Annotated in this window: 21 protein-coding genes and 1 pseudogene; 4 read left to right on the top strand and 18 right to left on the bottom strand. The window is 63.9% G+C overall.

Annotated features, from left to right (window positions below):
- Positions 1-48 precede the first annotated feature (48 nt).
- Positions 49-1419 carry an oxygen-independent coproporphyrinogen III oxidase gene (hemN, locus tag Q8R61_RS05395; protein ID WP_305535001.1) on the top strand — a complete coding sequence of 457 codons (1371 nt, stop codon included), beginning with the start codon at positions 49-51 and terminating at the stop codon, positions 1417-1419.
- Positions 1420-1588: 169 nt separating this feature from the next.
- Here hemN and Q8R61_RS05390 read toward each other — a convergent pair whose 3' ends face one another.
- From Q8R61_RS05390 to ccoN, 8 genes are all read right to left on the bottom strand, one after another.
- Complete coding sequence (locus Q8R61_RS05390; RefSeq protein ID WP_305534999.1) at positions 1589-1888, bottom strand: hypothetical protein; 300 nt, start codon at positions 1886-1888, stop codon at positions 1589-1591.
- Between the two features lie 22 nt (positions 1889-1910).
- Positions 1911-2048, bottom strand: coding sequence for a DUF3149 domain-containing protein (locus Q8R61_RS05385; RefSeq protein ID WP_305534997.1), 138 nt, complete (start codon positions 2046-2048; stop codon positions 1911-1913).
- A gap of 1 nt (position 2049) precedes the next feature.
- Positions 2050-2583, bottom strand: coding sequence for a FixH family protein (locus tag Q8R61_RS05380; protein WP_305534995.1), 534 nt, complete (start codon positions 2581-2583; stop codon positions 2050-2052).
- 20 nt (positions 2584-2603) lie between these two features.
- Complete coding sequence (gene ccoG / locus Q8R61_RS05375) at positions 2604-4019, bottom strand: cytochrome c oxidase accessory protein CcoG (protein WP_305534992.1); 1416 nt, start codon at positions 4017-4019, stop codon at positions 2604-2606.
- Between the two features lie 93 nt (positions 4020-4112).
- Positions 4113-5036, bottom strand: a complete 924-nt coding sequence (gene ccoP, locus Q8R61_RS05370; RefSeq protein WP_305534990.1) for a cytochrome-c oxidase, cbb3-type subunit III — start codon at positions 5034-5036, stop codon at positions 4113-4115.
- Positions 5033-5200 carry a cbb3-type cytochrome c oxidase subunit 3 gene (locus Q8R61_RS05365; protein ID WP_305534988.1) on the bottom strand — a complete coding sequence of 56 codons (168 nt, stop codon included), beginning with the start codon at positions 5198-5200 and terminating at the stop codon, positions 5033-5035. Before Q8R61_RS05365 ends, ccoP begins: the two co-directional genes overlap by 4 nt.
- A gap of 7 nt (positions 5201-5207) precedes the next feature.
- Positions 5208-5810 carry a cytochrome-c oxidase, cbb3-type subunit II gene (ccoO, locus tag Q8R61_RS05360; RefSeq protein WP_371133560.1) on the bottom strand — a complete coding sequence of 201 codons (603 nt, stop codon included), beginning with the start codon at positions 5808-5810 and terminating at the stop codon, positions 5208-5210.
- A gap of 14 nt (positions 5811-5824) precedes the next feature.
- Complete coding sequence (gene ccoN, locus Q8R61_RS05355; RefSeq protein ID WP_305534983.1) at positions 5825-7246, bottom strand: cytochrome-c oxidase, cbb3-type subunit I; 1422 nt, start codon at positions 7244-7246, stop codon at positions 5825-5827.
- A gap of 219 nt (positions 7247-7465) precedes the next feature.
- Between ccoN and Q8R61_RS05350 the strand changes: the two genes are divergently transcribed.
- On the top strand, positions 7466-8119 hold the full coding sequence (locus tag Q8R61_RS05350; protein ID WP_305534981.1) for a histidine phosphatase family protein: 654 nt from the start codon (positions 7466-7468) through the stop codon (positions 8117-8119).
- Positions 8116-8844, top strand: a complete 729-nt coding sequence (locus Q8R61_RS05345; RefSeq protein ID WP_305534979.1) for a 2,3-diphosphoglycerate-dependent phosphoglycerate mutase — start codon at positions 8116-8118, stop codon at positions 8842-8844. The genes Q8R61_RS05350 and Q8R61_RS05345 overlap by 4 nt, the downstream gene beginning before the upstream one ends.
- Position 8845: 1 nt before the next feature.
- Here the strand turns inward: Q8R61_RS05345 and ald are convergent, their stop codons facing one another.
- The 4 genes from ald to Q8R61_RS05325 all read right to left on the bottom strand — a co-directional run bounded on the left by ald (position 8846) and on the right by Q8R61_RS05325 (position 13575).
- The gene (gene ald / locus Q8R61_RS05340; RefSeq protein WP_305534978.1) at positions 8846-9928 is read right to left on the bottom strand and encodes an alanine dehydrogenase; all 1083 of its coding nucleotides are present in this window, start codon (positions 9926-9928) and stop codon (positions 8846-8848) included.
- Positions 9929-9994: 66 nt separating this feature from the next.
- Positions 9995-11251 (bottom strand): TIGR03790 family protein, encoded by a 1257-nt coding sequence (locus tag Q8R61_RS05335; RefSeq protein ID WP_305534976.1) that lies wholly within the window; start codon positions 11249-11251, stop codon positions 9995-9997.
- Positions 11251-12261: a quinone-dependent dihydroorotate dehydrogenase gene (locus Q8R61_RS05330; protein ID WP_305534974.1), complete on the bottom strand. Its 1011-nt coding sequence runs from the start codon at positions 12259-12261 to the stop codon at positions 11251-11253. Before Q8R61_RS05330 ends, Q8R61_RS05335 begins: the two co-directional genes overlap by 1 nt.
- A 3-nt stretch (positions 12262-12264) precedes the next feature.
- On the bottom strand, positions 12265-13575 hold the full coding sequence (locus Q8R61_RS05325; protein ID WP_305534972.1) for a dicarboxylate/amino acid:cation symporter: 1311 nt from the start codon (positions 13573-13575) through the stop codon (positions 12265-12267).
- Positions 13576-13709: 134 nt separating this feature from the next.
- On the opposite strand from Q8R61_RS05325, the gene Q8R61_RS05320 reads away from it, so the two are divergent.
- The gene (locus Q8R61_RS05320; protein WP_305534970.1) at positions 13710-14864 is read left to right on the top strand and encodes a D-alanyl-D-alanine carboxypeptidase family protein; all 1155 of its coding nucleotides are present in this window, start codon (positions 13710-13712) and stop codon (positions 14862-14864) included.
- On the opposite strand, the gene Q8R61_RS05315 is transcribed toward Q8R61_RS05320, so the two are convergent.
- From Q8R61_RS05315 to Q8R61_RS05290, 6 genes and pseudogenes are all read right to left on the bottom strand, one after another.
- The gene (locus Q8R61_RS05315) at positions 14861-16789 is read right to left on the bottom strand and encodes a DUF3488 and transglutaminase-like domain-containing protein (protein WP_305534968.1); all 1929 of its coding nucleotides are present in this window, start codon (positions 16787-16789) and stop codon (positions 14861-14863) included. The two genes, Q8R61_RS05320 and Q8R61_RS05315, sit on opposite strands and share 4 nt — an antisense overlap.
- Positions 16786-17640, bottom strand: a complete 855-nt coding sequence (locus Q8R61_RS05310; RefSeq protein ID WP_305534966.1) for a DUF58 domain-containing protein — start codon at positions 17638-17640, stop codon at positions 16786-16788. The genes Q8R61_RS05315 and Q8R61_RS05310 overlap by 4 nt, the downstream gene beginning before the upstream one ends.
- A gap of 151 nt (positions 17641-17791) precedes the next feature.
- A pseudogene (locus tag Q8R61_RS05305) lies at positions 17792-18709 on the bottom strand (AAA family ATPase); the annotation flags it as partial.
- Positions 18710-19010: 301 nt separating this feature from the next.
- Positions 19011-20492: a P-loop NTPase fold protein gene (locus tag Q8R61_RS05300; RefSeq protein ID WP_305534964.1), complete on the bottom strand. Its 1482-nt coding sequence runs from the start codon at positions 20490-20492 to the stop codon at positions 19011-19013.
- A gap of 344 nt (positions 20493-20836) precedes the next feature.
- On the bottom strand, positions 20837-21133 hold the full coding sequence (locus Q8R61_RS05295) for a hypothetical protein (protein WP_305534962.1): 297 nt from the start codon (positions 21131-21133) through the stop codon (positions 20837-20839).
- A gap of 237 nt (positions 21134-21370) precedes the next feature.
- Positions 21371-21865, bottom strand: a 495-nt coding sequence (locus Q8R61_RS05290; RefSeq protein ID WP_305534960.1) for a DUF6268 family outer membrane beta-barrel protein, incomplete at its 5' end; no start/stop codon positions are given.

Genomic DNA, 21865 nt, shown 5'->3' with positions numbered 1-21865 from the left:
CTTGAATATGATAAAAAGACAATGTTATCTATTGACGGGTGGGCAATCATGGCATCGATCTCCCTCGATTTGCTGCAGAAATACAGCGTGCCCGGTCCGCGCTATACCTCGTATCCGACCGCGCCGTATTTTCATACCGGCTTCGGTGAGGCGGACTGGCGCCGTGCGCTGGCCGAAGCCGCGCCGGACCGCGGGCTGTCTTTATATGCCCACATCCCGTTCTGCGATTCGCTCTGCTACTACTGCGGGTGCAACATGGTGGCCACCCGCGACTACGGCAAGACCGTGCCCTACCTGGCCGCGCTCGACCGCGAAATGGCGACCGCAGCGGCGCAGATCGATCCGGCGCGCGTGGTGCGTCAGCTGCACTGGGGCGGCGGTACGCCCACCTATCTCAATCCCGACGACATCCGTCGCCTGATGGCGATGATGCGCACGCATTTCATGCTGGCAGACGATGCCGAGATTAGCTGTGAAGTGGATCCACGCGAGCTGACGTTTGAACATCTCGCGGCCCTGCGCGAAACCGGCTTCAATCGCGTGTCCTTCGGCGTGCAGGACATGGACCCGGACGTGCAGCAGGCGGTCAACCGCATCCAGTCGGAATTTCTGATCCGGCAGGTGCTCGACTGGTCGCGCGAGCTCGGTTTTTCCAGCATCAACCTGGACCTGATCGTCGGTCTGCCGAAACAGACCGTCGACAGCTTCCGCCGCACCCTCGAGCGGGTGTCGGTCTGGGCGCCCGATCGCCTGGCGGTGTTCGCCTATGCCCACGTGCCGTGGATGAAGAAGCACCAGTCCCTGATCAACGAAGCCGACCTGCCGGATCCGGCAACGCGGCTGGCCCTGCAGCAGTCGGTCAACGACATGCTGGGCGCGGCGGGCTACGTCAACATCGGCCTCGACCACTTCGCCCGTCCCGAGGACGAACTGGTGCGCGCGCAGCAGAACAAGACCCTGTGGCGCAATTTTCAGGGCTACACCACGCACAAGGATTGCGACATCCTCGCCTTCGGCGCATCCAGCATCAGCCAGACCGCCGACGTCTACATGCAGAACGACAAGAAGCTCAAGTCGTATCAGGCACGTGTCGCCGCCACCGGTTTTGCCGTCGAGCGCGGGCTGCGGTTGACGCAGGACGACCGCATTCGCCGCGACGCGATCACCCGCGTGATGTGCGACCTCGAGCTCGACTTTGTGGCATTCGGCCGCGAATGGGACATCACATTTGCCGATTACTTCGCCGACGCGCTGGCCGACCTGCGCCCGCTCGCTGCCGACGGCCTGGTCGAGATCGCGCCGGACCGGGTCCAGGTCACCGCCAGTGGCCGCCTGTTCCTGCGCAACATCGGCATGTGCTTCGACCGCTACCTGAAGGAAGCGGCCAGCGAACAGCCGCGCTACTCGCGTACCGCCTGAATCTGCCAGCGGGGGTGGCAGGTCTGACGAATGCAATCGACGATGGGATCGACAGCCTGTTACGGCGCGCCGACCGTGCGCTTTACCAGGCCAAGGAACAGGGCCGTAACCAGGTCTGCGTCGCAGCCGCGTCACCGATTTCCTTCAAGTCCGACAGGCTGTCAGGCCACTAACAACAGTCGCCTTCGCCCTCGCGCTTGGGGCATCCCGCCGGCCGCTTGGGCGGGGGCAGCGGGCAACGGTTGATTTCATTGGCGCCGCGCTGGAAATAGCAGGTCAGCATGCTGGACGAGATGCACAGCAGCCAGAACACGAAAAAGCCGATGGTGTAGGCGGCGATGCGATGCTCGATCAGCGGTTCGCCGCGATAGACGATCTCCAGCGGATCGAACAGGGTGGTGAAGAGAATGTCGGCCACTCCGGCAACCACGAAGGACGGCCACAGAATATGGATCAGGCGCTGCATCATGGCGTGCTCCTCGACGGGGTGATCAGTCTTCTTCCGGGTTGTTCATCTTGCGCTTGAACCACGCCGACAGGAAGAACCCCATGCCGATGATGAACAGGATGGTGAACAGGCTCAACAGGCCGATCGGGCTGGTGAACAGCAGATCAAGTACGACGTCCATTTCAGTCTCCTTCTGAAAGCACGGTGGATGCGGCGCCCGTCGTCAACGCGACGGTTTCGCCAAGCGGGGTGTGCAGCACGCCGGCCAGGCGCCAGGTCGCGGCGGCGTCCGACAGCAGCGCATGCCATTTGCCGTCGGCGAGCGTGGGAAAACGCGCCTGGTAGCGTCCGCCGCCGGTGTGTTCGAGCGCCAGGGTCTGGTCCTGGCCCTGGCGGGTCGGGTGGGCCAGCACCAGCGCAAGCTGCGCCGGATAGGCCGGCAGCCGGCCGTCCAGCGTCAGTGCCAGCATGCCGTCCTCGACCCGTAGCGCGGCATGCAGCGCCAGGTCGCGCGCGACGTCGTCGCGCGCCAGGGTCTGGTTGATCGCAAGTCCCGCCTTGTAGTAATCCCCCACCACCAGGCCGTCTGCGCTCTTTACGGCAATCCACACCGTGGTCAGGCCGGCGATGACTGCGGTGGCCGGCAGGCTGATCAGAAACCACGGCCAGGGTTCGCGATACCAGGGCTTGCTTGCGGTGGGGGTGAGCGGGTTCATGGCGCCATGCCTCGAGGAAACTAGCGGTTGAAGAATTTGGTGGCGACTTCGTCGCGGATGCGCGCGTCGTCGGTGGCCTGGATCGTGAACGTCACTTCGATCGAACGGCTCTTCAGTTCGACCGGATCGGCAATCAGGCTCACCGGAATGTCGACGGTCTGCAGCGGCGCGGCGGCGACCTCGGGCGCGGCGGTCACTACCTGCAGGCCTTCGATGCCGTGCGCCGTAATCGTGTAGCGGTGCGGCTGGCTGTCTTTGTTGATGAGTTGCAAGCGGTAGACGTTCTCGATCATGCCTTCGTCGGTTTCCTTCGACAGCGCCACGCGATCGCGCACCACGTCGACGCGCAGCGGCACGCGGGTGGCCAGGCTCCAGACGAAGGCGCCGCCGATCAGCGCCAGCAGCACGGTGTAGATGATCGTGCGCGGGCGCAGCACGTGCTTGAGGATGCTGCTGTCGGGGTATTTTCCCTTCACCACGTTTTCCGTGGTGTAGCGGATCAGTCCGCGCGGGTAGCCCATCTTGTCCATGATCTGGTCGCAGCCGTCGATACAGGCGGCGCAGCCGATGCACTCGTATTGCAGGCCGTTGCGGATGTCGATACCAGTGGGGCAGACCTGCACGCAGACATTGCAGTCGACGCAGGTGCCCAGCCCCGCGGCCTTGTAATCGGTCTTCTTGCTGCGCGGTCCGCGGGGCTCGCCGATCGAGTTGTCGTAGGTGACGGTCAGCGTGTCGGAATCGAACATCACGCTCTGGAAGCGTGCGTAGGGACACATGTAGGTGCACACCTGCTCGCGCATGAAGCCGGCATTGCCCCAGGTGGCAAAGGCATAGAACAGGATCCAGAAGCTTTCCCACGGGCCGAGGTTGAATTGCATGACCTCGGCGACCAGCGTCTGGATCGGGGTGAAGTAGCCGACGAAGGTGAAGCCGGTCCACAGCGCGATCACGAACCACACCAGATGCTTGGCACCGCGCTTGCGCAACTTGGTGGCGTTCCAGGGTGTTTTGTCGAGCCGCTTGCGGGCGACGTGGTCGCCTTCCAGCCAGCTTTCCACCCACATGAAGATTTCGGTATACACCGTCTGCGGACAGGCATAGCCGCACCACAATCGTCCGGCGACCGCGGTGAACAGGAACAGCGCCAGTGCGGAGAGAATCAGGATGCCAGTGAGGTAGACGAAATCCTGCGGCCAGAACACCAGGCCAAAGATGTAGAACTTGCGCGCGGCCAGATCGAACAGCACCGCCTGGCGGTCGTCCCACTTGATCCAGGGCAAGCCGTAGTACAGCAGCTGGGTGAGCAGCACCAGCGCGATGCGCCAGTTGGCAAACACTCCGTGCACTGCGCGCGGCTGGATTTTTTGCCGGATCGCATAGAGCTGCTGTTCGATCGGGGCGTCGGCGGAGTCGGGCTGCGTTTTGTCGGTCACTGAGTGGGTCCGTGTGGGGCTGAGCCGCTTGAGTGCACTGTGTCAATGCACTCAAGCGGCCCGCCGGAAGAGGTCCGGCGGGCGCGTACGGGTTTACTTCGTCTGCTGCGACAGGCTGTATACGTAGGCCGTCAGCAGATGCAGCTTGGCCTCCTTGTTGGACGTGGTGCCGAGCGTCTGGGCGATGCCGGGCATCACGCCGTTGCGGCCCTTGGCGATGCTCTCGATGATCGCACCTTCCGATCCGCCGTATAACCACACCTTGTCGGTGAGGTTGGGCGCGCCCATCGCCTGCATGCCGGTGCCGTCGGGCATGTGGCAGGCGGCGCAGTTCTCGGCGAACTTCGGCCGGCCCGCGTCAGCGAGCGCGGCGTCGTGCGTACGGCCCGACAGTGACATCACATAATGCGTCACTTCCTTCGTGCCCTGCGCGCCGAGCGCTTCGCCCATTGCCGGCATGATGCCCGAGCGTCCGTCGGTCAGCGTGGCGCGAATCGCGTCGGGATCACCGCCATAGAGCCAGTCGCCGTCAGTCAGATTGGGGTAGCCGGTGGCACCTTCCGCGTTCGAACCGTGGCACTGCGAACAGTAGGTCAGGAACAGGTTCCTGCCGATGGCGCGCGCATCGGGGCTGGCGGCAACGGTGGGTATGTCCTGCTGCATAAAGGCGGCGTACACCGGCTGGAATTTTGCTTCGGCCGCTTGCACCTCGGCCTCGTACTCGCCGAGCTGTGTCCATTTCAGCAGGCCGGGGAAATTGCCCAGCCCCGGCCACAGCGCCAGATACACCAGCGCAAACACCAGGGTGCCGTAGAACAGCCCGAGCCACCAGCGCGGCAGCGGGTTGTTAAGGTCACGCAGATCGCCGTCCCAGGTGTGTTCCATCAGCTCGGGCTTTTCGCCGGGGGCGAGTTTGCGGGTGGTCTGCGACTTGAGAAAGATCCAGGTGCCGACGATGCTCAACACAGTGAGCACGCTGATGAAGATCGACCAGAAGCCGTGGGTGAAATCGCTCATTTCTTGTCTCCTTTTTGGGCGGGTGCGTCGTCTTCATCGAAAGGCAGTTTGCCGGCGTCTTCGAAACGCTGCTTGTTGCGCTTGCTGAAGGCCCACCAGACGATGCCGATGAACACCACGATGAAGATGACGGTGACGATGCCGCTGAGGGTGCCGCTGTCCATGGCGCGCTCAGTTCTTCGGGGCGTGGATGCCCAGCGACTGCAGGTAGGCGACGACCGCATCCATCTCGGTCTTGCCTTCCAGCTCGGCCGGCGCCGCGGCGATTTCCGCCTCGCTGTAGCCGTGGCCCACCAGATTCAGTCGGCGCATCTTGGTTTGGATCGCCGCATCCTTGAGCGGGCGGTCAAGCCAGGGGTAGGCCGGCATGTTGGACTCGGGCACCACGTCGCGCGGGTTCATCAGGTGCGCCACGTGCCAGGCGTCGGAGTAGCGCCCGCCGACGCGATGCAGGTCAGGCCCGGTGCGCTTGGAACCCCACAGAAAGGGACGGTCGTAGATGAACTCGCCGGCGACCGAATAGTGGCCGTAGCGCTCGGTTTCGGCGCGGAACGGACGCACCATCTGCGAATGGCAGCCAACGCAGCCTTCGCGGATGTAGATGTCGCGCCCCGACAGTTGTAGCGCGGTGTAGGGTTTGAGACCCGCCACCGCGGTGGTGGTCGAGGTCTGGAAGAACAGCGGCACGATCTGCACCAGGCCGCCGACGCTGACGATCAGGATGGTCAGCACGATCAGCAGGCCGAGGTTCTTTTCGATGGTTGCATGCGAAATCATGGTCGGTCTCCTCAGGCGTGAACGGCTTGCGGGATCGCGGCGTCATTCACCACGCGTCCCTGGCGGGTGGTCTGCCAGACGTTGTACGCCATGATCAGCATGCCGCTGAAGAACATTGCGCCGCCCAGCAGCCGGATGCCGTAGAACGGATACATGGTGTTGAGCACCTGCGCGAAGCTGTAGGTCAGCGTGCCGTCGGCGTTGGCCGCGCGCCACATCAGGCCCTGCGCCACCCCGGCGATCCACATCGAGGCGATGTACAGCACCACGCCGATGGTCGAGAGCCAGAAATGCCACTCGATGAGCCGGGTGCTGAACATCGATTCGCGACCGAACAGACGCGGGATCAGGTAATACATCGAGCCGATGGTGATCATCGCCACCCAGCCCAGCGCGCCCGAGTGCACGTGGCCGACGGTCCATTCGGTGTAGTGCGACAGGGCGTTGACCGTCTTGATCGACATCATCGGCCCCTCGAAGGTCGACATGCCGTAGAACGACAGCGCGGTCACCATGAACTTGAGGATGGGGTCGGTGCGCAGCTTATGCCACGCGCCCGACAGCGTCATGATGCCGTTCATCATGCCGCCCCACGAAGGTGCCAGCAGCATCAGCGAAAACACCATGCCGAGCGATTGCGCCCAGTCGGGTAGCGCGGTGTACTGCAAATGGTGCGGTCCCGCCCACATGTAGATGAAGTTGAGCGACCAGAAGTGGACGATCGACAGCCGGTAGGAGTAGATCGGGCGGCCGGCCTGCTTGGGGATGAAGTAATACATCATGCCGAGGAAGGCGGTGGTGAGGAAAAAGCCCACCGCATTGTGGCCGTACCACCACTGGATCATCGCATCCTGCACCCCGGCGTAGGCCGAGTAGGACTTGGTCATCGTCACCGGCAGTTCGGCGCTGTTGACGATATGCAGAATCGCGATCACCAGGATGTAGGCGCCGAAGAACCAGTTGGACACGTAAATATGCTTGGTCTTGCGCTTGACGATGGTGCCGAAGAACACCAGCGCGTACGCCACCCACACCACGGTGATCAGGATGTCGATCGGCCATTCCAGCTCGGCGTATTCCTTGGACGTGGTCATGCCCAGCGGCAGCGTGATGGCGGCCAGCACGATTACCAGCGTCCAGCCCCAGAAGGTGAAGGCCGCCAGCTTCTCGGCCCACAGTCGCACCTGGCAGGTGCGCTGCACGATGTAGTAGGAGACCGCGAACATCGCCGAGCCGCCGAAGGCGAAGATCACCGCGTTGGTATGCAGGGGTCGTAGCCGGCCGTAGGACAACCATTCGATGCCGAAGGTCAGGTCTGGCCAGATCAGCTGCGCGGCCAGGATCACCCCGACCAGCATGCCGACGATTCCCCATACCACCGTCATGATGGCGAACTGGCGGACGACCTTGTAGTTGTAGGTTGTCGCTTCCATACACGTCTCCCGTGATTGATGACTGATTTTTTGCGTGCGCCGGCAGCCGGCTTTCACATATGCGGATAAATATATCTATTTATGCTGGAGTGTGTCAAGTTGTCGCACACTGCCGGGGCGGGCGATGGGTGCGCGGTGTGGTTTTCGGGAGAATTGGGCGCCATCCCTATTTTTATGTCAGATTTGGATTTGGTATAGAACAAATTCAGCACAATGGATATGCACCACACGCCCAAACCGCTTGCCACCCGGCTCTGCATCATTCGCCATGGCGAAACCGACTGGAATGCCGTAGGCCGCATCCAGGGGCACACCGATGTGCCGCTGAATGCCACCGGCCGCGCGCAGGCGCTGGCGATGGCATTCAATGCAGCGCACCACCGCTTCAACGCGATTTACAGCAGCGACCTGCTGCGGGCGAGCGAGACGGCGCAGATGCTGGCGCAGCGCGAAGACCACACGGTGAAGCTGCTGCCGCAACTGCGCGAACGGCATTTCGGCATTTTCCAGGGGCTGACCGCCGCGCAGGGCGCCGAACGTCACCCTGAGGCGTATACGCACTACGTCGCGCGCGACCCGGACTACGATTTCGAGAACGGGGAATCGCTGCATGCCTTCGCCGAACGCGTTACCGCAGGCATCACGTGGCTGGCCCGCCACCACGGAGGACAGACGCTTGCCGTGGTCAGCCACAGCGGCGTGCTCGACGTCGTGTATCGCCGAGCCACCGGCAGGTCCCTCAGCGCCCCGCGCGATTTCAAAATTCCCAACTGCGGCCTGAACTGGTTCCACATCGACGGCCAGGGCTGGCATCTCGAATCCTGGGCCGACCGCCACCACCTGAATGAAGTTCTGACGGAACCACCCGAATGAGCGCTGCCGACCACATCGTGCTGCTGCGCCATGGCCACAGCGAATGGAATCTGTCCGACCGCTTCACCGGCTGGACCGATATTCCGCTGACCGGCGTCGGCCTCGCCGAGGCGGCCGCGGCGGGACGACGGCTTGCGCAGGCGGGCTATGACTTCGACGAGGTGCACGGCTCGGTGCTGCAGCGCACGCGCCAGACGGCCGACGCGCTGCTGGCTGCGATGGGCACGCCCGCAGTGCCGCTGTTCACCGACTGGCGGCTGAATGAACGGCATTACGGCGCGCTGCAAGGTCTGAACAAGCGCGAGATTTTTTCCACCTGGGGCGAAGCGGCCGCGCGCCGCTGGTGGCGCGGCTACACTGAGCCGCCACCGCCGCTGGACTGGGACGATCCGCGTCATCCGCGCTTCGATTCCTTGTATGCGAACCTGGTGCCTGCGGAGTTGCCGGCCAGCGAAAGCCTGCGCGACTGCCAGCAGCGCATGATGCCCTACTGGAAGGCGGTGCTGGTGCCGCGGATCGAGGCGGGGCGGCGTATCTTGGTGATCAGCCACGGCAACACGCTGCGTGGGCTGGTGATGCATCTGGATGGCCTGTCGGCCGAGGCGATGGAGCAGGTGGAAATCCCCTCCGGCGTGCCGCTGGTCTACCGTTTCGGCCCCGATCTGTCAGTGCAAGGGCACGTCTGGCTGGACAGCCCGGACGCCACGCCCACGCCCGCGGCCTGAGTCAGCCCACGCCCAGATCCTGCGCCAGCCCGGCATGGGTGATGGCGCCGGCATGCACGTGCAGGCCGGCCTTCAGTCCGACATCCGTTTCCAGCGCGCCCAGCCCGCGCTGCGCCAGCGCCAACACATGCGGCAGCGTGGCGTGGGTCAGCGCCTGGGTGGCGGTGTGCGCCACCGCGCCGGGCATGTTGGTGACGCAATAGTGGACGATGCCTTCGGCGACGAAGAAGGGGTCGCTGTGGGTGGTGGGGCGCGAGGTCTCGGCGATGCCGCCCTGGTCGATCGCCACATCGACCAGCACCGACCCTGCCGGCATCCGCTGCAGGGCGGTGCGGCTGATCAGGCGGGGTGCGTGGCGGCCCGGAATCTGCGCTGCGCCGATCACGATGTCGGCCTCGGCAAGCGCGTCGGTGATCGCCTCCGGCGACGAAAAGCGGGTTTCCACCCGCGCGCCGAACTGCGCTTCGGCGCGCGCGAGCGCATCCCGCATGCGGTCGATCAGCGTCACCCGCGCCCCGAGCCCGACCGCCATGCGGGCCGCACTCATGCCCACCACGCCGGCGCCGAGAACCAGCACATGCGCCGGCGGCACGCCGGGCATGCCGCTGATCAGCTTGCCGTTGCCACCGTTTGATTTGTGCAGGCCGAGCGCACCCATCTGCGGCGCCAGCCGACCGGCAATGTCCGACATCGGCTGCAACAGCGGCAGGCCGCCGCCGGGGCCGCTCACGGTTTCGTAGGCAATCGCGGTCACGCCGTGCGCCATCAGCGCACGGGCGAGTTCGGGTGCGGCCGCCAGGTGCAGGTAGCAGAACAGCAGCTGGCCGTTGCACAGCCAGGCCACTTCATCCGGCTGCGGCTCCTTCACCTTGACCACCAGATCGGCGGCCCAGACCTGGTCCGGCGTCACCGCCACCGTCGCGCCTGCAACGCGGTAGGCTGCATCGGAAAACCCCGCTTCGGCGCCAGCGCCGGTTTCGACGCTGACCCGGTGACCGGCGTCGGTCAAGACGCGTGCGCCTTCCGGGGTGAGGGCCACCCGGTATTCGTGGTTCTTGATTTCCCTGGGGATGCCGATGTGCATGACGGTCTCGCGCGTTGGGATGGCCGCAGCATAACCAAAGTGGCCGCGTGCCTGAAGTGTAGCCGGCTAGCGGACGGGCGCAGGATCGGCGCGGCGAACGAAGCGGTAGTAGGCCGGCGGGACACGCTCGAGCCGGATCTCGCGCATGCCCCAGTTGACCGGAATGCGGCCGACGCTGCGGTAGGGCCCCAGCATCGACGGCGCGGCCTGAACGTCATAAAGCCCGGGCGTGAGCAGCCGCGCCGACACGCTCAGGCCGCCCTCGCGGGCCAGGTGTGCGATGCCGGCAAACGGTCGTGCCAGCGGCTCGCCGATGAACAGCCCCTGTCCGGGCATCAGCACGCTTTTCCAGTAGGCCTCGATCAGGGTCTCGCCCTGTAGATAGCGCGCCATGACGATGTCCGGCAGCGGAAACTTGCCAGGAAAATTGCACGGCTCGACCACGGCGCCGTAGCTGCCGGTGGCGCCGGCCCGGAGCCAGGCGAGACTGCTCATCTGGCTGCCGCCGAACAGCACGCCGCCGGCCGAGGTGAGGTGATCGCCGATCGCGCCGGGCAGGAAGGTGTTGCGGCCGAGCCCCGGTACCTGCGTGCTGCCGGTGAAATAGAACATCACATCGGATTTGTTTTCGAGCGCGTCGGCTTCGACGATGTCGACCGGAAAGATGCGCTGCATGCGGGCCCGCAGCGCGCCGTAGCCGCCGGCGCGCACGTTGCGGGCACGGTCGCGGGTGCTGACGAGGTAGGCGGTGCCCGCCGGGTTGCTGCCGTCGGCGGCCACGCCGCGGTCGATCAGCTGTTTCGCGTCGGCCACGCTGGCGGCGGCCAGGCTCATCGTCGGGCGGATCTGGTGCGCCGTGTGGGGATGGGTTGCCGAACTGTTGAAATAGGGGCTGGTCTGCGTCGGCCGGCAATCGCTGGCGCAATAGGCAGCGTCGAAGCCGAACGCGAAGGCCGCGGTGATCGACATGCAGTCGACCCGCCAGGGTTGCGCCCAGGTGAGCGCATAGGCCTGGATGTGCGCGGGTGTGGCGCGGTCGACCTGCTGCTTCAACGCGGCGAATTCCGCGCGGCTGAGCGTGCTGTGTCCCGGCCGGAAGCGAACGTGGATCAGATTGGCCGCCGGGATGCCGCGTTTCTCGCGGTAATAGCGGGCAATTTCAATGCTGTCGGGATCGTCTTCGTTGACGATGACACCCAGTTGCTCCGGCGTCAGCGCGGGCTGGGGAAAGTGGGTGACGACCGCGTGCTCGGGCGGCGCGGCCTGGACGGCCGCGTGCACCAGCAGGGCGAGCAGGACGGCACTCAGCCGTCGTCCGCACATCAAGTCAGGCGCTCCACGCATTCCTTGACCAGTTCGGGGCCGCGATAGATCAGGCCGGTGTAGAGCTGCACCAGCGTGGCGCCGGCGGCGATTTTCTCCGCGGCGTCGGCGCCCGAGAGGATGCCGCCGACGCCGATGATCGGCACTTCGTTCTGCAGATGGCGTGCCAGTTCGCGAATCACGCGGGTCGACGCTGCGCGCACCGGTGCGCCGGACAGGCCGCCGGCCTCGCCGGCGTTCGGCAGGCCAGCGACCGCGTCGCGCGCGAGTGTGGTGTTGGTGGCGATCACCGCGTCGATGCGATGCATCATCAAGAGCGCGGCGATCGCGGCGATCTGCGCGTCGTCAAGGTCGGGCGCGATCTTCAGCGCAATCGGCACGTATTTTCCATGCTGCTGCGCGAGATCGGACTGCCGGTGCTTGATCGCCGAGAGCAGCGCGTCGAGCGCCTCGTCCTTCTGCAACTCGCGCAGGTTCGCGGTGTTGGGCGAGGAAATGTTCACCGTTACATAGCGGGCGTGCGCATACACCTTGTCGAGGCAGGCCAGGTAGTCGTCGACCGCCTGGTCGTTCGGCGTATCCTTGTTCTTGCCGATGTTGATGCCCAGCACGCCGCCAAAGCCGCTGGCCGCAACGTTCCGCACCAGGTTGTCGACGCCGAGGTTGTTGAAGCCCATGCGGTTGATGATGGCCTCGGCAGCAGGCAGGCGGAACATGCGCGGTTTCGGGTTGCCGGATTGCGGGCGCGGCGTCACCGTGCCGATCTCGATGAAGCCGAATCCCAGCGCCGCCAGCGCGTGGATATGCGCGCCGTCCTTGTCGAGCCCGGCGGCCAGGCCGACGGCGTTGGGGAAATCGATGCCCATCACCTGCACCGGCGTGCCGGACGCGCGCGGCAGCAGATTCAGCAGGCGGGTGCGCTGGGCGAGGTCGAGGCTGAAAAGCGTGAAGCCGTGTGCGTCTTCGGGGTCGAGCGAGAACAGGGCGGGGCGGAGCAGCGAATAGAGCATGGTTCAGGCAGTTGAGTGGGAAGGGGGGCGCTGCGTGGCGGCTTCGACCGAACCCGCTTCAGGGTCGTCGAATACGGCCTGGTCGAAGGCGTTTTCGCTCTTGGCGACGATGCAACTGATGGCCGCGTCACCGGTGACGTTGGTCACGGTGCGCATCATGTCGAGCAGGCGATCGACGCCGATGATGAGCGCGATGCCCTCGACCGGCAGGCCGACCTGGCCCAGCACCATGGTCAGCGTGACGAGGCCCACCGCGGGAATTGCCGCGGTGCCAACCGACGCGAGCGTGGCGGTGAGCACCACCAGCAGGTAGTCGGTGAGTGAAAGATCGACACCGTAGACGTTGGCGATGAAGACCGTGGCCACGCCCTGCATCATCGCGGTGCCGTCCATGTTGATGGTGGCGCCGAGCGGCACGCTGAATGAGGCGACGCTGTTCTTCACGCCCATTTTCTTTTCCACCGTGTGCAGCGTCACCGGAATGGTGGCGCCGGAGCTCGCGGTGGAAAACGCGAAGGCCGCCGGGTCGCGCATCTTCTTCAGGAAGGTGAGCGGATTGAGCCCGGCCAGGGTGCGCAGCAGCAGCGGATAGACGCCGAACACCTGGATCGCCAGCGCGGCGGTCAGGGTGAGGAAATAGGCCGCCAGCGGCAGCAGCAGGTCGAGCCCCTGGGTGGCGAAGGTGCGGGTGATCAGCGCGAACACGCCGTAGGGCGCGAGCCGCATGATCCACTCGACCATGTGCATGATCACCGTGTTGAGATCGCCGAACAGGTTCAGCACGTGCGTGCCGCGCGTCCCCGACATCGTGATTGCAATGCCGAACAGCAGCGCGAACACGATGATCTGCAGCATGTTGCCCTCGGCCATCGCCGCCACCGGGTTGGTCGGCACCAGGTCGATCAGCACCTGGGTCAGCGGCGGGGCGTCATTGCCGGAAAAGCTGGCCGGCGTCTCGCCGGCGTCGAAACCTTCGCCGGGGCCGACGATGCCGGCCAGCGACAGTGCAAGGGTCACCGCGATCGCAGTGGTCGCCAGATACAGCACCAGCGCCTTGACACCGATGCGTCCCAGTGCTGACAGGTCGGACAGCGCGGTGACGCCGGCGACCAGCGACACGAACACCAGCGGCACCACCATCATTTTAAGCGCGGAGACAAACACCGTACCGACCACATGCAGCAGGCCGTCGATCACGAACAGCTGGACCCAGCCTGCCGTGTCCACCCGATTCAGCGCCACCCCCAGCACGATGCCGGCAACCATCGCGATCACGATCTGGCGGGTGAGATGGTGGGTTCGACGTGCGGTCATGGGCGGCCCGTGCGGTTGCTTTGCAGGCTGCGAGTTTAACAGGCGGCTGACGCAGCGCGGGCGGTGGTGTTATCCTGAACCTGCACGCACATGTGCGTGTCTGTCCATTCCGTTTACCCACGCTTGAGCCTCCCATGACGACCCCGTATTTCCTGCAGCGACTCGTATTGATTTTCAGCGTATTGATGGCGCCGGCCGCGCTGGCCGCCAACGTTCCGCCGCCCCCGCAACTGACCGCCAAATCGTGGGTGCTGATGGATGTCGCCAGCGGCACCATCCTGGTAGACCATCTGGGCGCGGTGCGCCTGCCCCCTGCCAGCCTCACCAAGCTGATGACCGCACACGTCGCCGCCCTCGAGCTCCAGCGCGGCAAGGTCAAGGAGGGCGATCTCGTCACCATCAGCGAAAAAGCCTGGCGCATGGGCGGCTCCAAGATGTTTGTCCACGTCGGCGACCAGGTCGCGGTCAGCGATCTGCTGCGCGGCATCATCGTGCAGTCGGGCAACGATGCCAGCATTGCGCTGGCCGAACATCTCGCCGGCAGCGAGGACACCTTCGCCGCGATGATGAACCAGGAAGCGAAGCGGCTGGGCCTGGCCGACACCCAGTTCGTCAACGCCACCGGCTGGCCGGCCGAAGGCCACTATTCGAGCGCGCTCGACATGGCTAAGCTGGCGCGGGCCATCGTGATCGAGGACCCCGAGCACTACGCGATGTATGCCGAAAAGGAATTCGTCTGGAGCGGCATCAAGCAGCCCAACCGCAACCTGCTGTTGTGGCGCGACCCCAGCGTCGACGGCCTGAAGACCGGCCACACCGAGGAAGCCGGCTACTGTCTGGTGGCGTCGGCCAAGCGTGACGGCATGCGCCTGGTTGCCTCCGTCTTCGGCACCGAAAGCGAAGCCGCGCGCGCCACCGAAACCGCGACGCTGCTGGGCTACGGCTTCCGCTTCTTCGAGAACAAGACCTTCCACGAACAGGGCGAAGTGGTGACCCAGGTGCCGCTGTGGAAGGGCGCCGCGCGCATGGTCAAGGCCGGCGTCAGAACCGACCTCGCCGTCACCGTTGCCCGCGGCACCGCCGACACCCTGAGCACGCGGGTGGTGCTGGAGCCGAAACTGATCGCACCGGTACAGCAGGGTCAGGTCATCGGCAAGATCGAAGTGCTGCAGGGCGAAAAGGTGCTGAACCAGGCCGACGTGGTCGCGATGGAAACCATCGAGGAAGGCGGTTTCTTCCGCCGCGTGTGGGACAGCATCCGGCTGTTCTTCAAGGGCATCTTCGGCTAGGGCCGGAAACGCCGCACCGCCTGTCGCAGCGCGCGCACGGCGTCGTGTTGACGGCCATAACGCAGCCCGATGTAGCACTGCGTGATGTGGCCGATTTGCGCAGCCAGGTCGGGACGCAGCTGCGCGGCGCGCAGTGCGAAATCGGCCGGTCCTTCGTGCAGCGCGCGTGAAATGCCGCGCCGCGCCAGGCGGATGCAGAACGTCCGATAGGCGGCCTGCACCGGGTCAGTGCCGCGGCGCGGCGCGTGCCACAGCATCCACAGTGCGATTCCCAGCAACAGCACCGCAAGCCCCGTCCCCATCGCGATCGCCATCCCCTGCCACGAGGCGAGCGATGCGTGAAAGCGCGACAGGAAACTGCGCTGCTGTTCCTGCCCGTAACCCAGCACCCATTGATTCCAGTTGTTGTTGAGCATGTCCCAGCTCATGCGTGCGCGCTGCAGCCAGTCAAGGTTCAACTGTGTCATCGCAAACGGCAGCTCGGCCTCGGGCAGGGCGGCGGCAATGCCGGACTCGATTCGGTCGGGCGAGACGGCAGCGGTCGGGTCGATGCGCACCCAGCCCTGTCCCGCCAGCCAGACTTCGGCCCAGGCGTGGGCATCGGACTGGCGCACGATCAGGTAATCGCCGAGCGGATTCATGGCGCCACCCTGATAGCCCGTCACCACGCGGGCCGGCACGCCGGCGGCGCGCATCAGGAACACGAAGGCGCCGGCGTAGTGCTCGCAGAAGCCGCGCCGTGTGCCGAACAGAAAATCGTCCACGGCCTGCTGCCCTAGGAGCGGCGGGCTCAAAGTATAAAAAAACAGCTGGTTGCGGAACATGCCGAGCGCTTCGTCGACGATGGCGCTCGGATTGGCGTGTGCGCTGCGCCAGCGCGCGGCCAGGGCCTGCGCGCGCGGGTTGGCCTGTGCCGGCAGACGCAGCGCACGTTGCTGTTCGCTTGCACCCGGCTCGGCGCCCAGCCGGTAGCGGGTATGCGATGCGAGGCTGTAGCGCACCCGCTGCCGCACTGGCGCCTGCGCAAGAATCTGCATGTCCGTACCGGCGCGGCTGCCGGGCGGCAGCGCCGCCGGCAGTTCGAGCGCGAACAGCCAGCGCTGGTTGTGCGGCTCCAGCGTGAGCGTGTAGCGCAAGGCCTCGCCCAGCAGCTCGACTTGCGGTGCGCCGCCTTCGGTCGGCGTGCGCGTCGACCAGCTACGGCCGTCGTAATCCCACAGCACCGGGCCGCGCCAGTAGCGTGCAGTCGGTTGCGGCGGCGCGCCGTCGAAGCGGACCCGAAACGCAATCGCATCGGAGCGGATCAGTTCGCTGATCGTGCCCGGCGACATGCTGTCCGACAGCCCCGTCATGCCGGCATGCGCATCCTTGGGCAGCCCCCACAGCTGCGGCACGCGCGGAAACAGCACGAACAGCACCAGCATCAGCGGCACCGCCTGCACCAGCAGCGTCCCGGCCAGGCGCAGGCGCAGGCGGGGGCGCACGGCGAGCCCGTATTTGACGTCGTTGTAGCCGATCATCGTGGTCGTGGTGACCCACACCACCAGCAGCAGGTAGAGCGCCATCGGGATCGACTGCGAATACAGAAAGCCGGCGATGACCAGAAAGTAGCCAAGAAAAATCAGCACCATGGTGTCGCGCGGCGATTTCATTTCCAGCAGCTTGAGCGCGATCATTGCGACCAGCAGCGTGACCCCCGCATCGCGGCCGAGCAGAGTGTGGAAATGGCCGAGGATGGCGGCCGTGATCGCGGCGGTGAGCCCGAACAGCAGCCATTTTTTCGGCAGCTTCGTCTTGCCATGCTCGACGGCCAGCCGCCACAGCCCCAGCGCCAGGCACAAGGGCCCGGTCCACAGCGGCACATGCCCGAGGTGCGGCGCGATGGCCAGCGCGAGCGAGGCCAGCAGCCAGGCGAGATTGCTCATAGGCCGAAGCGCGCCAGCGCTTCCAGACACTGGCGGCGGTGTTCATCGCCCATGCCGGGGGCAAGGCTGCAGCCCGGCAAACGCAGGCCATAGCGTTGCGTGGCGGCGTCGGCATCCAGCACCCAGCGCGTTAGCCGCGACAGGCGCGCTTCGGTGTCCGGGCCGGCGAGCGTATCCCAGTCCAGCCAGACCTCCTGCTGCGCTTCGCCCGCGAACTGTTTGGTGAGCATGCCCTGTTCGCGCGCGACCGCCTTCCACGCCACCTGCCGCAGCGAGTCGCCGCTGTGCCAGGTGCGCAGGCCACTGAAGTCCTCTTGCCCTTCGCCGTGGCTGCGCCCCGATCCGGCCTCGGCACGCGCCAGCGGCAGCGGCAGTGCCTCCGGTGCCGGGCGCGGATACACCAGGCAGCGCATGTCCAGGTCGAGGTGGGTCCAGGCGCGAAAAAGGCCGAGCGGAAACGTCGTGAAAAGCGTGAAGCTGGGCGCCTGCAGCAGGCCGCGCTTTTCGGCGCGCCGTGTGAACGTCAGGCAGGCGGCCTGATGCGGCGGCACGTCCGCGAACTCGCCGCTCGCGTCCCCCGCGCGCAGGCCGATGGCATGGCGCGCAATGCCGCCCGGATTGTTGAGGCAGACCTCGAAGCGCGCGTCCTGACCGGCGAACACCGGCGTGCTTTTGCCGGCGCTGACCGTGAGCCGTGCCAGATTGCGCCAGGTGTGGAGGATGGACACCACCGCCAGGCTGCCGAGCAGAAAGGTCAGCACGAAGCCCATGCTATTGGCGTAGTTGATCGAGCCCAGCAGCATCACCGCCAGCATCAGCGCGAAGATCAGCCCGGACCGCGTGGGCAGCACGTAGATGCGGCGCTGGGTGAGCGTGACCGGCGCGGCGTCCGGTGCGGGCCGCAAGAGTTGCCGCAGAAACGACGTGGCGCGCGACGGCCGTTTTGCCAGTCCGCTTGCCAGACGCTGCGCCAAGCCTGACATCTCCGGGCCCGCCATCTCCGGGAATGGGCACCGCCGCGCGCAGATGCGCGATCAGCGCAGGGCCGGCATCGCCGCTGAATTCGCCGCTGCCGTGCAGGCGATGCCCGGCCACCGCCGGCAGCACCGCCTGTACGTCTTCCGGCAGCACCGCATCGCGCCCTTCGATCAATGCCCACGCCTGCGCCGCATGCAGCAAGGCCAGCGCGGCGCGCGGAGAGAGGCCGCTCAGATAACGCGGCGTATGGCGGGTATAGGCGAGCAGCGCCTGGATGTAGTCGAGCAGCGCATCGGACACGAACACCGCGCTGGCCGCCTGCTGCAGCGCTTCGAGTTGCTGCGGCGAGAGCGCGGGCTGCAGGCCGGCCAGCAGTTCGCGCCGGTCCTTGCCCTGCAGCAGCGCGCGCTCCGCCTGGGTATCCGGGTAGCCGAGCTCGATACGCATCAGAAACCGGTCGAGCTGCGATTCGGGCAGCGGAAACGTGCCGACCTGATGCGCCGGATTCTGCGTCGCGATCACGAAGAAGGGTTCGGGCAGCAGACGCGTCTCGCCCTCCACCGTCACCTGGTGTTCCTCCATCGCCTCGAGCAGCGCGCTTTGCGCCTTGGGCGTGGCGCGGTTGATCTCGTCGGCGAGAATCATTCGGGTGAACACCGGACCGGGATGGAACTTGAAGCTCGCGCTGTCGCGGTCATATACCGACACGCCGAGAATGTCCGCCGGCAGCAAATCGCTGGTGAACTGGATGCGCTGGAAATCAAGTCCCAGCGTCTTCGCCAGCACATGCGCCAGCGTCGTCTTGCCCACGCCCGGCAAGTCCTCGATCAGCAGATGCCCGCGCGCCAGCAGGCAGGCGAGCGCCAGGCGGATCTGCCGGTCCTTGCCGAGGATGACCTGCGAGACCTGGTCGATGGCGGGCTGGATGCGGGGGTGGGTCATGGGAGGTGCCTGCGGGTGAGGATGGGGTGATGGGTATGTTTACGGCAGCAGTGCCGCAGGCATTAGCCACGCGGCGACATGGATTTAAATGAACGGCGTTGAAAGCGTTCCAGGATGGGAGAGATTCGGCGAATGATCACCTTTATTATTGGGCCGGCTACCTTCGAGGATGTGATGCTCGATATCCTGACCCCTCTAGCATGGAAGGTTGAGAACCCTTGATCGTTTCCATATCTGTGTGTGCTACGAATCGGGGTATGAAGATCATTTTACTTACGACCCAGAGACCACAGACCGTGTCTTAAGTCAGTTGCCCGACCTGATTGACTAGGTTTGGATACTCAGCAAAGGAAAACAACTCAACCCTCGAACTGGTGCTTTTGGCTTCTCTCAAGAATGCGAGTTCAGTCCTGAAGTTTTCATCATTGTCACCGCGAGATGCACTGATGTAAGCCCATTTAGTCTTAGAAATCTTCTGGAGGTATTTGTCAACAAGATCGACTATAGAGTGTTCTGACTCACGCATGACCCCATTCCATTGCGACACCAGAGGGACTTTCATGGGAATGTGCAGATTGAATATTTTGGATAAGTCCTCTTTGAACTTGTTTGAGTCAAATCTTGTTTGGGAGGAAATCTGATTAAGTAGGGGTTCTGACTTTTTTTTCAGCATAAGGAGAAAGACTAGATAGTCGAAATAAACTATCTCACTCGTGCAAACGGAGAGTATAGCCTTTAATCGATGTGCAGTTTGCCCCTGGTCCCGGAGTGATAGCTTGAAGGCATCTGAGAAGGCTGCGAATGTGGCTTGCAAGTGTGGGAAGTGTTTCTCATCGAGGTGCAAGGGGGTGATGAATCTATCCTCATCCTTGATCTGGTATTTATCAAATAGGAATTTTGCGTACTGTCTATTGTTCGGTTCGGGAAGTGTGTATTCCTGATCGAAAAACCTACCCAAGTAGGTCGCCGCATCAAATCCGCTGCCGTAGACAGCACCAATGGAATGGCAAAGCTGTTCTTTGTTGGTGGCAACAATGAAGAACACACCCTTAACCCCGAACAGGTGTTTGATGTTCTCCAATAATTCGATTGCGTAAGTCGGACGGCACCGATCTAGCTCATCTACAAAGATGTAAAGGGGGAGCCTTTTCCCTTTGTTGTTTCCTTCAATAGCCTTGATAAGTGTTTCAAGATGCTTCCTGAAATCGGAGATAGCCTTTTTGGTTTCCCGATGTTCCTTAAGTGCGCGATCCGCTAGTTTTCCCGCACTATCTGCGACCTTGCTTGCAACAGCATCTGTTGTGGAATCGCTTGCACCTAATGCACCAGTGAGGGCATTCAAACTCACTTCGGTTAGGGCTGCTGCCGCACCACCCGCGAAAAGCCCTACGCTTGCGCTAATTACCTTGGAGGCTGATTTCTTCACGTTCCGCATTGCGGCTTTAGCTGGTGCTATATCTTTCAACCAAGGGTCAAGCGCTGCATATAGTTCAGACAAGAAACCGAGTAGCGGGTCTTTAGAGAAATCGTTTGCCCAGGCGTCAAACTTTACGACTGGATAATTTGCATTTCTCAGGTCTTCTACCCACTTTTCAATCAGGAAGCTTTTCCCATGCCCCCAACTGGCGTTCAAATTGAGTACGAAGTGGCCAGCATAAGCGTCCTTATTCTCTTCGTGATAAATGCCATTGAGGTAGGTAGTTAGAAACCGTGCGGATGATGCCCGGTCAAGATGGTCTCCATCCCATTTCTCTTGAATCGGTGATTCTGCGGCCTGCGCCATTTAGCTTGCTCCCTGATTCGTCTGGTGTGACTTTATCAGGTATGGCAATCATGCCAACCGGGGTACATTAAAGCCGTAACATATCGGCCCAGCAGCCCGATCAGGTGCTTCAGGTGACCCAGCAGGCACTGCCACGTATGAAACAACGAGGGCCGCAATCGCGGCCCTCGTTATTGGTGCTACCGAACGCTTACTTCTTCGCCGTTCGCCGCAGCCGGTTCAACAACCGCCGCGCCAGCTCGCCGAACAGTTCGGTCTGCGTGGGGTGCGGGAAGATTGCGAACAAATGGGGTCAGATACCATTGATTCCTGTGCCGGCATCGCATGGCCCGGCATGACGCGCTTCAAATGAGCGTCACGGCGGCCAGCCACACGGCGGCGATGGTGCCAGTGACAACATCCCGATGAGGCGATCGCCATACCGCGGCGAACAGGAAAACGTTGTAGGGCAGGGGTGCGAAGTGCAGCGCAACGGCCACCGCAGGATGGGCGCCCTGGACCATGACGGCAAGGGCGAGGACGGTGGCGACGATATTGATCAGGGTGCCGACGCCGAGCATGTCGCGCCAGAGCAGGGCGGCCAGGGGAACCTGGCCTTGCCAGCGGCGCGCGAAGAAATTACCGAATGCCGTCGACTTCATTGCAAAAAATGGCAAAAAATGGGATTAGACACCATTAATTGGGGGCCTGCGTCTTATCCGTGGGTTAAAGGGGCCAGGGTCAGACTTCCACAACGGTTGCACTGGCCGACCAGCAGCCGTCCAACTATCCGACGCAAACGACAAGGGCCGCAACCGCGTCCCTTGTCGTTTGTACTTATGGGGGCATTGCCGTCCGTCTCGAAAAATATGGGGCGTAGCGTCCCCCAATCCTGCGGCTCAGAATCGCGCGGAGAACGTGGCGCCGAAGAACGGTGCCGTGTCGGCGTCGACCTGGGTCAGCTTGTTGCCGGACGAATCCTCGACCCGCAGTTGGCCGGCAGTGATGACACCCGCGTACAGGCTCAGTGACATCTGTTCACCATAAGCGTGCGTCGCGCGGAGAAACACGGGTACGCCACGTTCCTCGCCGATACCGTTGGGCACTGGGCCGTCATTGCTCAGGCGAAAGCGCGCGTTGCGCCACGCGGCTCCGAGCCCGACGTTCCAGCCGCTGTCGAAGCGGTACTCAAGCTCCAGGCCGGCTGGCCCGGTGGGTCCCGCGGGAAGCGGGTTCACCAGACGCCAACGATCGCTGATCCGCCAGTCGACCAGTAGGAACGGGAATACGCTCGTTTCCTCGATGCGGTCGAATACGCCCATGCCAAAGCCGAGACGGTTGCCATTGTCGAAACGTTTGGTCGCCGAGACGATGCCCCCCCAGCTGAATGCGTC

It is taken from the genome of Thiobacillus sp. (assembly GCF_030696885.1).
Taxonomy (GTDB): domain Bacteria; phylum Pseudomonadota; class Gammaproteobacteria; order Burkholderiales; family Thiobacillaceae; genus Thiobacillus.
Note: the sequence above shows the minus strand (reverse complement) of the source record. Positions and strands in the feature narration are given on the sequence as shown.

What these genes read in the sequence shown, in the direction of transcription:
- hemN (WP_305535001.1), top strand. Translation starts at nt 49, where the DNA reads ATGGCATCGATCTCCCTCGATTTGCTGCAGAAATACAGCGTGCCCGGT.
- Q8R61_RS05390 (WP_305534999.1), bottom strand. Translation starts at nt 1,888, where the DNA reads ATGATGCAGCGCCTGATCCATATTCTGTGGCCGTCCTTCGTGGTTGCC.
- Q8R61_RS05385 (WP_305534997.1), bottom strand. Translation starts at nt 2,048, where the DNA reads ATGGACGTCGTACTTGATCTGCTGTTCACCAGCCCGATCGGCCTGTTG.
- Q8R61_RS05380 (WP_305534995.1), bottom strand. Translation starts at nt 2,583, where the DNA reads ATGAACCCGCTCACCCCCACCGCAAGCAAGCCCTGGTATCGCGAACCC.
- ccoP (WP_305534990.1), bottom strand. Translation starts at nt 5,036, where the DNA reads ATGAGCGATTTCACCCACGGCTTCTGGTCGATCTTCATCAGCGTGCTC.
- Q8R61_RS05365 (WP_305534988.1), bottom strand. Translation starts at nt 5,200, where the DNA reads ATGGACAGCGGCACCCTCAGCGGCATCGTCACCGTCATCTTCATCGTG.
- ccoN (WP_305534983.1), bottom strand. Translation starts at nt 7,246, where the DNA reads ATGGAAGCGACAACCTACAACTACAAGGTCGTCCGCCAGTTCGCCATC.
- Q8R61_RS05350 (WP_305534981.1), top strand. Translation starts at nt 7,466, where the DNA reads ATGCACCACACGCCCAAACCGCTTGCCACCCGGCTCTGCATCATTCGC.
- Q8R61_RS05345 (WP_305534979.1), top strand. Translation starts at nt 8,116, where the DNA reads ATGAGCGCTGCCGACCACATCGTGCTGCTGCGCCATGGCCACAGCGAA.
- ald (WP_305534978.1), bottom strand. Translation starts at nt 9,928, where the DNA reads ATGCACATCGGCATCCCCAGGGAAATCAAGAACCACGAATACCGGGTG.
- Q8R61_RS05335 (WP_305534976.1), bottom strand. Translation starts at nt 11,251, where the DNA reads ATGTGCGGACGACGGCTGAGTGCCGTCCTGCTCGCCCTGCTGGTGCAC.
- Q8R61_RS05330 (WP_305534974.1), bottom strand. Translation starts at nt 12,261, where the DNA reads ATGCTCTATTCGCTGCTCCGCCCCGCCCTGTTCTCGCTCGACCCCGAA.
- Q8R61_RS05325 (WP_305534972.1), bottom strand. Translation starts at nt 13,575, where the DNA reads ATGACCGCACGTCGAACCCACCATCTCACCCGCCAGATCGTGATCGCG.
- Q8R61_RS05320 (WP_305534970.1), top strand. Translation starts at nt 13,710, where the DNA reads ATGACGACCCCGTATTTCCTGCAGCGACTCGTATTGATTTTCAGCGTA.
- Q8R61_RS05315 (WP_305534968.1), bottom strand. Translation starts at nt 16,789, where the DNA reads ATGAGCAATCTCGCCTGGCTGCTGGCCTCGCTCGCGCTGGCCATCGCG.
- Q8R61_RS05300 (WP_305534964.1), bottom strand. Translation starts at nt 20,492, where the DNA reads ATGGCGCAGGCCGCAGAATCACCGATTCAAGAGAAATGGGATGGAGAC.
- Q8R61_RS05295 (WP_305534962.1), bottom strand. Translation starts at nt 21,133, where the DNA reads ATGAAGTCGACGGCATTCGGTAATTTCTTCGCGCGCCGCTGGCAAGGC.